At 60.7% G+C, this 12,732-nt stretch carries 5 protein-coding genes and 1 pseudogene; 3 read left to right on the forward strand and 3 right to left on the reverse strand.

What is annotated here, in order from left to right:
• Positions 1-3 precede the first annotated feature (3 nt).
• Complete coding sequence (araD1, locus tag AB4N42_RS19955) at positions 4-996, reverse strand: AraD1 family protein (protein ID WP_030142609.1); 993 nt, start codon at positions 994-996, stop codon at positions 4-6.
• 207 nt (positions 997-1,203) lie between these two features.
• Positions 1,204-2,527 (reverse strand): annotated as a pseudogene (locus AB4N42_RS19960) (MFS transporter).
• A 193-nt stretch (positions 2,528-2,720) separates the two neighbouring features.
• Between AB4N42_RS19960 and AB4N42_RS19965 the strand changes: the two are divergent.
• The 3 genes from AB4N42_RS19965 to AB4N42_RS19975 all read left to right on the forward strand — a co-directional run bounded on the left by AB4N42_RS19965 (position 2,721) and on the right by AB4N42_RS19975 (position 10,185).
• Positions 2,721-4,457 carry an IlvD/Edd family dehydratase gene (locus AB4N42_RS19965; protein WP_030142611.1) on the forward strand — a complete coding sequence of 579 codons (1,737 nt, stop codon included), beginning with the start codon at positions 2,721-2,723 and terminating at the stop codon, positions 4,455-4,457.
• Between the two features lie 206 nt (positions 4,458-4,663).
• The gene (locus AB4N42_RS19970) at positions 4,664-5,389 is read left to right on the forward strand and encodes a FadR/GntR family transcriptional regulator (RefSeq protein WP_202335017.1); all 726 of its coding nucleotides are present in this window, start codon (positions 4,664-4,666) and stop codon (positions 5,387-5,389) included.
• Positions 5,390-5,499: 110 nt separating this feature from the next.
• Positions 5,500-10,185, forward strand: coding sequence for a dermonecrotic toxin domain-containing protein (locus tag AB4N42_RS19975; protein WP_460115205.1), 4,686 nt, complete (start codon positions 5,500-5,502; stop codon positions 10,183-10,185).
• A gap of 150 nt (positions 10,186-10,335) precedes the next feature.
• Here the strand turns inward: AB4N42_RS19975 and AB4N42_RS19980 are convergent, their stop codons facing one another.
• A complete protein-coding gene (locus tag AB4N42_RS19980) occupies positions 10,336-12,711 on the reverse strand; it encodes an efflux RND transporter permease subunit (RefSeq protein WP_030142614.1) in 2,376 nt (791 codons plus the stop codon).
• Positions 12,712-12,732: the final 21 nt, after the last annotated feature.

The following is a 12,732-nucleotide window of genomic DNA, read 5'->3' on the forward strand; positions in this document are numbered from 1 at the left end:
CTCTCAAAGTGTGCCGATAGTACCCGGATTGAATACCGCGTCCACCGGGGCAATGCCATTGACCAGCGGCGCGCCGAACTCGGCCTGGCTGATCTCGAATACATCCCCCGGCTGGGTGCGGATGCCGTCGGCGAACGACAGCGTCGCGGTGCCGAAGAAGTGAACGTGTACGTCCCCCGGACGCAGGAACTGACTGTACTTGAAATGGTGGAATTCCAGGTTTTCGAGGCTGTGGCACATGTTCGCCTCGCCGCTGAGGAATTCGTTCTGCCACAGCACTTCGCCGTTGCGCAGGATACGACTGGTCCCGGACAGATGTTGAGGCAGTTCACCCACGCGAAGTTCCGGACCAAAACTGCAACTGCGCAGTTTCGAATGGGCCAGGTACAGGTAATTCTTGCGTTCCATGACGTGGTCGGAGAATTCGTTGCCTACCGCAAAGCCCAGCCGATACGGCTTGCCGTCGTGGCCGATGACGTACAGGCCGCTGATCTCCGGCTCTTCGCCAGCGTCTTCGGCAAACGGTGGCAGCGGGAACGGATGGCCCGGGCGGACCACGATGCTGCCGTCACCCTTGTAGAACCATTCCGGTTGCACGCCGGCCTGCCCGGCCTGTGGCTTGCCACCCTCGACGCCCCACTTGAAGATGCGCATGGTGTCGGTCATCGTCGCTTCGTCGCCGGCCTGCTGGTGCATCTTGTCCCGGGCCGAGGCGCTGCCGAGGTGAGTCAGGCCGGTGCCGCTGACCAACAGGTGCGCCGGGTCCGGGTGGTCCAACGGCGGCAGGATGCGCAGCTCGCCGAGCAACTGAGCGTAGTCATGGCTCGCTCCAAGGCCCAAACCGTTCACCTGCTGCTCAAGCTTCACGCCCGCTTCGATAGCGGCCAGCGCCAGCTCACGCACCGTGTTGGCGCCCTGTACTTCGCGCACTTGATCGCCATCAACGACACCGACGCGGCGCTCGCCGTGACTCAATTCGAACTGAACTAAACGCATGGGTTTTCTCCCTGTAAACAAAAACATGAATAGGCGTAGCAGGCTTTTGTGGCGAGGGGATTTATCCCCGCTGAGGTGCGCAGCAGCTCCCAAACCAGGCAACTCGGTGTGCCATGAAGATTGAGTTCGCTGCTTTAGGGCTGCTGCGCAGCCCAGCGGGGATAAATCCCCTCGCCACAAAAGCTCTCCTTCACAATTGCAATAAGTTCAGGTACGCGTCGCCCCCCGGGCACTTGCCGCGAACTGGTCCGTGCGGCAGCACATGCTTGCGCTCCAGCAGGCGATAGACCACGCCAGTCAACACCAGGCCGAACACCATCACACACGACAGGAAATACAGCCCCGAGGCCAGGTTGCCGGTGTATTCCTTCAGCGCACCGATCACGAACGGCCCGATGTAGCCACCGAGGTTGCCCACCGAGTTGATCAGCGCAATGCCCGCCGCCGCACTCGCACCAGCAAAGAACCGCCCTGGCAAGGTCCAGAACACCGCCGTGCAGGAAAACAGCGCGAACGCCACCAGGCACAGCGCCGCCAGTTGCAACACCGGCACCGACAGCCAGGCGCTGAGGAACAGGCCGATGGCACCGAGCACGTACAACACGGCCAAGTGACCGTAGCGGTCATTCAAGCGGTCGGAGCTGCGCGGAATGATCAGCAGGCCGATGATGCCGAAGATATACGGCACCGAAGAGACAAAACCGGTCACCAGGTCGCTGCCACCGAACTGCTTGATCAGCGTCGGCAACCACAGGCCCAGCCCGTAGATGCTCAACGTCACGGGCAGATAGAACAGCGCCAGCAGCAACACACGTTTGTCCTTCAGCGCATGCAGCGGATTGCCGTGGCGGGTCTGGCCGTATTCCTGCAAGTCTTTCTGCAACTCGCCGGTCAGCCAGTCCTTCTCGGCCTGGTCCATCCATTTCACTTGTTGCGGGCCATCCGGCAGGTAGCGCAGCACCGGCCAGGTCAACAGCACCGCCGGCAGGCCGATGACGATGAACAGCCACTGCCAGCCGTGCAGGCCAAGGATGCCGTCCATGCCCAGCAAGCCACCGGACACCGGGCCGGTGATCATCATCGCGATGGGTTGGGAAAGAATGAACAGGCCGAGGATCTTGCCGCGATGGCGCACCGGGAACCATTGGGTGATGTAGTACAGCACGCCCGGGAAGAACCCGGCTTCGGCCGCGCCCAGCAAGAAGCGCATGACGTAGAAACTGTGGGGCCCCTGCACGAATGCCATGCCGATGGTGATGGCGCCCCAGGTGATCATGATCCGGGCGAACCAGCGCCGCGCGCCGAAGCGTTCCAGCATCAGGTTGCTGGGGATCTCTAGCAGGAAGTAACCAATGAAAAACAGCCCCGCGCCCAAGCCGTAGGCGGCGTCGCCGATGCCGATGTCGGCGCCCATGTGCAGCTTGGCAAAGCCCACCGCAGAGCGGTCCACGTAGGCGATCAGGTACAGCAGGATCAGGAAGGGAATCAGTTTGAGGGTGATGCGACGAATAAGCCGCAATTCCTGGCTCATGGGACCGGTCTCCGATTGTTGTTGTTATAGAACCTCGGGGGATTTCTCTCGCGAATGACCGCCAGGACAACCCCTCCGTTGAATCGGACTATATAGTAATACTATTTACCCAACAACACTTCCAAACCGCGCAAATTGCGCTTATGTTACGCTTCATCCCGAACAATATAGTCATACAATAAGAGAATCGATCATGTCTGATAAGAAACCCTCCCTGCGCTCGGCCCAATGGTTTGGCACTGCCGACAAGAACGGCTTCATGTACCGCAGCTGGATGAAAAATCAGGGCATTGCCGACCATCAGTTCCACGGCAAGCCGATCATCGGTATCTGCAACACCTGGTCGGAGCTGACGCCGTGCAACGCGCACTTCCGGCAGATCGCCGAACACGTCAAGCGCGGCGTGATCGAGGCCGGGGGCTTCCCGGTGGAATTCCCGGTGTTCTCCAACGGCGAATCGAACCTGCGCCCCACCGCCATGCTGACGCGCAACCTGGCGAGCATGGACGTGGAAGAGGCGATTCGCGGCAATCCGATCGACGGCGTAGTGCTGCTCACCGGTTGCGACAAGACCACCCCGGCCTTGCTGATGGGCGCCGCCAGCTGCGACGTGCCAGCCATCGTCGTCACCGGCGGGCCGATGCTCAACGGCAAGCACAAGGGCCAGGACATCGGCTCGGGCACCGTGGTGTGGCAGTTGAGCGAACAGGTCAAGGCCGGCACCATCACCATCGACGATTTCCTCGCGGCCGAAGGCGGCATGTCCCGCTCGGCCGGCACCTGCAACACCATGGGCACGGCGTCGACCATGGCGTGCATGGCCGAAGCCCTCGGCACCTCCCTGCCCCACAACGCCGCGATTCCGGCCGTGGACGCCCGTCGTTATGTGCTCGCCCACATGTCCGGCATGCGTGCCGTGGAAATGGTCCGTGAAGACCTGAAGCTGTCGAAGATCCTGACCAAGGAAGCCTTCGAAAACGCCATCCGCGTCAACGCCGCCATTGGCGGTTCGACCAACGCGGTGATCCACCTCAAGGCCATCGCCGGACGCATCGGCGTGCAACTGGACCTCGACGACTGGACCCGCATCGGCCGCGGCATGCCGACTATTGTCGACTTGCAGCCGTCCGGGCGCTTCCTGATGGAAGAGTTCTACTATGCCGGTGGCCTGCCCGCCGTGCTCCGTCGTCTCGGCGAAGCGAACCTGATCCCGCACCCGAACGCACTGACGGTCAACGGCAAGAGCCTCGGCGAAAACACCAAGGACGCACCGATCTACGGCCAGGACGAAGTCATCCGCACCTTGGACAACCCGATCCGCGCCGACGGCGGCATCTGCGTATTGCGCGGCAACCTGGCGCCACTCGGCGCGGTGCTCAAGCCTTCCGCCGCCACGCCGGAGTTGATGCAGCATCGTGGCCGTGCCGTGGTGTTCGAGAACTTCGACGAGTACAAGGCACGGATCAACGACCCGGAACTCGATGTCGACGCCGACTCGATCCTGGTGATGAAAAACTGCGGCCCGAAAGGTTATCCAGGCATGGCCGAAGTCGGCAACATGGGCTTGCCGGCCAAGCTGCTGGCCCAGGGCGTGACGGACATGGTGCGTATTTCCGATGCACGCATGAGCGGCACCGCCTACGGCACCGTGGTCCTGCACGTGGCACCGGAAGCCGCGGCCGGCGGACCTTTGGCCGCCGTGAAAGAAGGCGACTGGATCGAACTCGACTGCGCCAGCGGCCGCCTGCACCTGGACATCCCGGACGCCGAACTCGCCGCGCGCCTGGCCGACCTCGCGCCACCGCAACAGTTGTTGGTGGGCGGCTATCGCCAGTTGTACATCGACCATGTGCTGCAAGCGGACCAGGGTTGCGACTTCGACTTCCTGGTGGGCTGCCGCGGCGCCGAGGTGCCGCGTCACTCTCACTGACCCCGTCACCTCCCTGTGGGAGCGAGCTTGCTCGCGATGGCGTCGGATCAGCCGGATCATTGCTGACTGACCCACCGTTATCGCGAGCAAGCTCGCTCCCACAAGGGATCTGCATCTATCCGAAAACTCGCACTAGCGACCCGCCATCGCCGCGCCTGCTATCATGCGCAGCACCTCCCCTCGCCTACAGGATCGCGCCGCGTCCCATGGATTACCGCAAACCCTCAGACCGCAAAAGCATGCATGCGCGCATCGTCCAGGAACTGGGCATGCAGATCGTCTCCGGGCGCTTCAAGCCGGACGACAAACTGCCCGCCGAAGCCTTGTTGTGCGAAGAGTACGCGGTCAGTCGCCCGGTGTTGCGCGAAGCCACGCGGGTGCTGGTCGCCAAGGGCCTGGTTTATTCGCGTCCTCGCGTGGGCACGGTGGTCAAGGCCCGGCGGGAATGGCACATGCTCGATCCGGACGTGCTGCACTGGCTGATGCAGAGCAGCCCGCAGAACGAATTTTTCGGCCTGCTCACCAGCGTGCGCAGCATCATCGAACCGGCGGCGGCTGCCCTCGCCGCCCAGTTCGCCACCGATGAAGACATCGCCGCGATCAACGAAGCCTACCAGCGCATGGAGGCGGCCCCGACCCCCGAAGCCCTGCTGCAACCGGACCTGGATTTCCACAGCCGCATCGCCGACGCCACCCACAACGACCTGCTCGCCAACCTCTGCAATATGTTGTCCGTGGCGATCGCCGAAGCCCTCAAGCACTCCAACCAGCGGCCCAACCTGCATGAGCTGGCGATGCCGCGGCACAAGGCGATCCTCACCGCCATCGAGAACCGCGACGCCCTCGGCGCCCGCCATGCCACGCTGGTGCAACTGGACGATGCCCGCAGCGCTTTGAATGTGGTGCTGGGCAGCGATCCCGACCGCGCCTGACACAACGCATGCCCTACGGGGTAGTACCTATATACCGCACGCAGAGGATCGAAATCCCGACACTGGATTCGTCGTCATCCCGACGACCATAGTCCAGGAAAAGGATTTTTATGACCTCGCCTTCCCCAACTGGTGGCCCGTCCGCCCTTGCGCAAAACGTCAGCCAGCCATTCGCCGAGCGCCCGACCTTCGAGCAGGTCGCGCAACGCTTGCTCGAACAAGCCATCAAAACCAAGTACCCGACGTTGAACATCGATCTGTCCAAGACCCAACTCGCGTCTCCGGATATGAACGCACGTACCTGGCACTTTCAACCCTTCATGCCCCGGGTGCTTGATTACCTCGCCCTCGGCACGCCCATCGATTTCAGTTCGCAGGGAAGTTACGATTGCTATCTCAGCGACGACGCCCCACGTCGGCTGCAGGCGAACGATGCGCGCCTGGACATAAAAGTCATCGAAGACTGTTTATCAGAGCTGCCTTGGACGGTACCCATCGGCCTGGCAGATGCCCTGATCCGTTATTGGAATACCGACATTGACCGTGCGCCCCAAGGCGAATCCGGCAGCCGTATCAGCCGCTGGCAATGGCTCAGCGACACCCTGAAGAACATGCTGCATGTCCGGGGGTTGCAACAGGCTGGACTGAGTGAGCCGGAACGCGGGGCCCTGGATCAGGTCGTCCGCTGGCCAGACCGTGACCAACGCTTCAAGCAAAATGCGTCACCCGTCTATGTCTACCATCTGGAGAGCATCATCACCCAGGGCGTCACCCGCACCGTGCTGCCCAGCAGTGGAATCCTGATGCTTCATTACACCCGCGACGGGCTGGTCATTTTGCTTTCCAAGCCCGGCAGCACCGTGCAGTCCTTCGAGTCGATCCAGGCTTTCGACAGCCATTGGCGCGCGCAGATTGCCAAGCATTACATCGTCGACACCGTTACCTGCCAACGCCACGAGATCAGCGGCGACGCCTTCGATATCCAGGCGGCCATGATATTGGAGCAACAACTGACTGATCTGCAGACGGTAAAGCTGCCCGCCCGGATCGGCCTGCCGAACCTCGAGGCTCTCTATGACGAGCTGAGCGACCCAACCCGCTATTTAGGCGATGTCCCACGTCTCGCGCCTCAAGCATCGACACAACTTGAACCGCTGTTGCCCGAGTGGTTGAAGAAGGCCTCCCTCGCCGACCGAACGAAATTCCAGCGCTACAGCCTGGCGCTGGCCAGCGTGAAGAAACGCGACCAGGACCGAACCCATTTCCGCGACATCAAGACTTTCACAGCCGACGCACTGCTTGCGCGAATGGAGAAAATCAACGACAGCAGTCCGACCAAGGCTCTCCCAAGTCATTTTCAACCCGACGATGTGGAACTGATCTTCACCGTCTCGGCCGGGTTTCCCGGGACCGCTGGCATCAGCGAAAAAAGGACCATGAGCCTGACTCGATTGGCCATCGACAATCTCGTCGCTCGCCCCAGTGGAAATCTCAAGCTCAGCCATCGCCAAGGCCGGACGCTGCCCGCATGGTTGACGCCCGACCTCATTACCCGCCGAGGCGGGCTTGTCGAGCAGGTCGATATCGGCACGACTTACCCTCGCTACCTGCAAGACGAACTGTTGAGCGACTCACCTCAAGCGCAGGACTACCAGCGGATGTTTGCCGAACAGATCCCGGCACAGTTGCCGCTCGAGGCGCTGCAACAGATGCTCGACAACAAAAACGGCATGACCCGCCAAGGGCTGCGCCTGATAGAGGCGGTTCTTCAGCCCGACGCCGAGAGTCGGCAGATCGACGGGCGTGCCGTGGTCATTCGTCACCTGGCCTTCCTGCGCAAGCCTCAGGCCAGGCCCGACGTCGTGACCAATATGTTCATTGTCGAGGCGCAAGACGTTCAAACCGGTCCGCATCTGCTGTATCGCCCTTTGTACGCCCCCTCGTTGCTGGAGTTTGCGACGCGCCAGGCAATGCTGCAGGCCATTGCCAGCGCCGGGGATTTGCAGGGCAGCGTGTTGACCTGGATGTCCGATACCGCACGCCCGGTGTATGCCAACGGTGGCTTCGCGGAGCCACACATTGTTCATTTCTTCCAGGGCGACGAATTCAGCGTGCCCGAAAGACCCGCCCCGGCCACGCTCGCCATCGACAGTAATGAAGATGAACTGCTGCAATACCTGCGCAACGGCAAACTGATGGAATATCTCTACGGTTGCAATGCCCGGGCCCTCATCAGCCAGGCCGACCGAAACTCTGTCTCCAACAGCGAAAGCCGCTGGGCAGTGCTCCTGAAGGGTGGCAGCCTGCTGTTCAATACACTGCTGTTTCCCCTGCTGCGCGGCCCGGCGATGGCCAGCGTCTGGCTGTGGAGCCTGATGGCCAGTGCGAGCCAGGATATCCCCGCCTTGAACAGCGAAGACCCAGCCACCAGGGAACAGGCCGCCGTCGATTTTCTGGTTAATCTGGCCATGCTGGTGAGCCAATTCCACGCCATCCGCGCGCCTTCCCGTCCCCTCGTGTCCGCTGAAACGAAGAACCAGGCGATGCAACCCCCCGCCAAGCGCATTGTTGCCGAGCAATGGCCTGCGCCCGCCTCTCCCGAAGTCCTCGAAGCCCCCATCGCCCTGCCTGGGGCGGAGGGTCCAGGCTCGAACTTCGATTTCAGCTTCGCCAGCGCCCGCCATCGCCTGACGTCCGAGCAGCGCATCCGCCTATATAGCAAGCAAGTCCCGCGCCCCGCCAGGCTGCCCGTACCGATCAACTACGGCCCGCTCACCGGCCTGTATGTAATCGATCACGGATGGCATGCGCTCGTCGAAGAACGCCTCTATCGAGTGACACCGGAAGCGGACGGCAGCGTGATGATTGTCGACCCACAAAGTCCACCGCAAATGGGACCGTTGCTGCAATCGGACGATCGAGGCAACTGGTCCGTGGATTTGCGGCTGCGTTTGCGAGGCGGAATGCCCAAGCGCGTCACCGAGCAAAGGCGCCTCAACGCCCAAAGGAAAGACGAACTGCTCAACGATTTGATGACCGTCATGGCGCAGGAGGCCGAACAACAGAGGGCCCAGGACATCGCCCAGAACGTCATGACGAGAATGGAAGAAGGAAGCGCCTACACCGAGGAACAACGCGCGTCCAAACGAAAGATATTCCATGACCTGCTCAAAGAACAGATCGACAAGTACGTGGGGCTGCTGGACAGCGTGCCCGAACGTAAAAGGCTGAATATCGACCTGCCCTCCGCGGATATCCGCAATCTGATGGAAAACGTCATCAACAATGCGCGCAAGGCCTTCTTGATGGTCGAAATGGACGGGAGGGCCCTCAATCGCGCCAATCCCCAATTCATGGGAAAGCAGGCCGAAAAAGCTGCAGCTTCGGACATGAAGGGCTACCTGGCGTTTCTTCAAGCAACATGCGAAGCCAATGATCTTGCAATCCACTGGCTGGAGCTCAAGGACAAGTATCTGGAGGAGTTGCTGAACCTGGACTCCGTGGGCGCCCAGGCGTTCGATCGCTTGACCCGCGACCGCCCGTTGAACGAAAGAAGCTCAACGTCCACCAAAGCCATGCAGTTGGCGATTCTTCCATTGCTGGCCATCAAACATCCCGAGACTGACCTGCCCGATAGCCTCTATCGCATCATCAAACCCTTGGGTGAACAGATTCGCTCCCATTCCGACTTCAAGCAATACCAGCTGTCCGCAACGGAGCAATTCCAGGTGCTGGAAAGCTTGACGGAGCACTATGGCGAGGCCCTGGACGCATTGCACGGCATGAAGGCCCTCTATTTTGACGACCTCAACGAGTCCTACTTCGACAGGCTGCTGAAACTGCTCGATGGCCTGTATCAGGACGCGTCCCAAAAACTGGCCGCAGAGATCAAGCCCGAGCCAACGCCACACGTAAGTCCGCCCAAACGTCCTGAAGCGTCCCATGAGCGTTTCAAGAAAAAGGTGATCAAGACTCGCAAGAATGGCGTTCTGATCGGCGACCTGAAGCCGGCGGGTACAACCTTGGGAATAGAAGTCGTTGAACTGCGTTCCGAAGTCGACAACCAAGTACTGTCCACCTATTCACGTCACGACGACGTCTGGGATCCCGTTGACATCCGCCAGCCAACCCCGGTACCCGCGCCCAGGACCAGACCTGTCGGTGCGATCAAGGGCGACGCGCGAAAACTACTGGGTCAGTTGGAAAAACGCCTGCAACATGCCGAAGGCTACAAGAAACTCTGCCGTCATCCTCAAGAAATCGAGGAGATCATGAACAACGAAGCCAGTCGCTTCCGTGCGCTCTCCGATGAGCTTGACCGGGCCTTCACGGCCTCGACAACACCTCGCACAGCGGCGGATGAGACGCTGGGCCAGCAATTGGCCAATGCCATTTCCAAACTGACCGCCAGGGGCGCTGCCCTGCGCACCGAATTGAGCCTGCTACTGCCACCCACCGACGGCAACCTTCGGTATCTCTTCGAAAAGAACCTGATACAGGTCGCCAAACTTGGCGAACGCAAGGCGTTGAAAGGAACCCGCCAGGATTTCCTGCAGGAATACGCCATCAACGACCGCAACGGTTTTCCCCTCTGGTACGCCCATTTTCATTATGAGAAGGCCGACACGCCGAAAACCGATTACAGCGTCGCGCATCTCAAGATCAAGGAACAACGCCGGGAACACTACCATTCGCTGCTTGCCAAGGCTGACAGCCCGTATGCGGTAGTGAACGTGCATCGCGGGCAGCTTGGCAGACCGCTGGCGCAAAGCAGGTTCCTACCGTTGGCACCGTGATCGCCTGCACATAAAACCTGTGGGAGCGAGCTTGCTCGCGATGGCGGACAGACATTCAACACTTTCATTGACTGTCACGCCGCTATCGCGAGCAAGCTCGCTCCCACATGGGTTTTCCACCAGCGCTCGCTATGCCGGTTCTATCCTCGATCAATGGGCAAACAACGAATTGCCCTTCTGCCCCGCCAGCTTCTCAGGCTTGATCAGGAACCGCGCCAGTGCCGGCAGCAGCCACAGCGCGCCGAACATGTTCCACAGCAGCATGAACGTCAGCATCAGGCCCATGTCAGCCTGGAACTTGATGGCCGAGAAGATCCAGGTGCACACGCCAATCGCCAGGCACAGGCCGGTGAACAACACCGCTTTGCCCGTGGATTTCAGCGTCTGGTAATACGCTTCCTGCAACGGCAAGCCGGCGCGCAGGAAGCTTTCCAGGCGACTGTAGATGTAAATGCCATAGTCCACGCCAATCCCCACCCCCAGCGCAACCACCGGCAGGGTCGCGACCTTCACCCCGATGCCCATGAACGCCATCAGCGCGTTGCCCAGCACCGACGTCAACACGAGCGGCAGCACGATGCACAGCGTCGCTGCCCAGGAACGGAAAGTGATCATGCACATGGTCGCCACGCAGATATAAACCAGGACCAGAATGGTCAATTCCGATTCCTTGATCACTTCGTTGGTGGCGGCCTCGATGCCCGCATTGCCGGCAGCCAGGATGAACTCCAGGCCATCGCGGTTGTTGTCCTTGGCAAAGTCCTGCACCGCCTTCACTGCGCGGTCCAGGGTTTCGGCCTTGTGATCGTTGAGGAACACCAGCACCGGCGCCAGGGAACAGCTGTTGTTGTACAGGCCATCGGCCCGGGCAATGGAGCTGTTGAGCACATCAGGGTTGCGCGACAGGGTTTCCCATTTCAGGTTGCCCTCGTTCATGCCCTTGATCATTTGCTTGGACACGGTCACCAGGGAAATCGCCGACTGCACGCCTTCGGTGTTCTGCATCTTCCACATCAGTTCATCGATCGGCGCCATGGCTTCATAGCGCGAGCAGCCTTCGGCCTTGGTCTTGACCATCACCACCAGTACGTCAGAGCTGGTGGAGTAATTGCTGATGATGAAATTGTTGTCCTGGTTGTAGCGCGAATCCGGACGCAGCTCCGGCGCGCCCTGGTCGAGGTCGCCGATCTTCAGGTTCTGGCTGTACCAGAGGCCACCGCCAAACGCGAGCACGGCCAGGGCAATCGATACCGGTGCGACCTTGGCGCTGGCGAAGTTCGACAGCGTGCGCCAGAACGGGTGCTCGCGGGTCGCGTCTTTCTTGCTGCGCTCGACGGCGCGCTTGCTGATGCCGACGTAGGAAATCGCCACCGGCAGCAGGATCAGGTTGGTGAACACGATGACCGCCACGCCGATGGAGGCGCCGATGGCGAGTTCGCGAATCACGCCGATGTCGATGATCAAGAGGGTGATGAAACCGACGGCATCGGCCAGGATCGCGATCATGCCCGGCAGGAACAACTGGCGGAAGGTGCGTCGCGCTGCGGTCAGGGCGTTGTCCGCCTCGCTGGATTGCAAGGCGATGCCGTTGATTTTCTGCACGCCATGGGAGATGCCGATGGCAAAGATCAGGAACGGCACCAGCATCGAGTAAGGGTCCAGGCCAAACCCCGCCGCGTGCATCAGCCCCAATTGCCAGACCACCGCCACCAGGGTGGTGCTCAACACGGCGACGGTGCTGCGCATGCAGTTCGTGAACCAGTACAGCAGGATCAGCGTAATCACGAAGGCCACGCCGAAGAACATCACCACCATGACCAGGCCATCGATCAGGTCGCCGACTTTCTTGGCGAAACCGACGATGTGAATCTGCACATTGGGGTTCTGGGCTTCGAACTTGTTGCGGATCTTGTCTTCAAGCTCATGGGAGAACTTGCGGTAGTCCAGGGCGAGCAACTTGCCTTGGTCTTGCGGGTCCGGGTAGGACTCCAGCAGCGGAATGTCGACGATGCTCGATTTGAAATCGTTGGCCACCAGGCGCCCGACCTGGCCGGACTTGAGCACGTTGTTGCGCAGCAGGTCGAGGCTGTCGGCCGAGCCATCGTAGCTCTGGGGAATCACCTCGCCGCCGGCAAAGCCCTCCTCCGTCACCTCGGTCCAGCGCACGCTCGGGCTCCACAGCGACTTGAGCCCGGAACGGTCGACACCCGGAATATAGAAGACTTCATCGTGGATCTGGCGCAGGGTCTCCATGTAATCCTTGGAGAAGATGTCGCCGTCAGTGGCTTCCACGGAGATGCGCACCGTGTTGCCCAGGTTCGCCAGGTCGTTGCGGTGTTCGAGCATTTTCTCGATGAAAGGGTGCTCGAGGGGGATCATTTTTTCGAAGCTGGTGGACGGCCGGATCAGCGTGGCCTGCCAGAACAGGAAAATGCTGACCAGCAGGCAAATGACGATCACTGCCGGGCGGTTGTTGAAAATCAGGCGTTCGAGGAACGTCGCCTTGTCTTGGTGATGACTGCTCATGGGGTCCGCCTTGTTGTTATT

This window comes from Pseudomonas sp. H2_D02 (genome assembly GCF_054677635.1).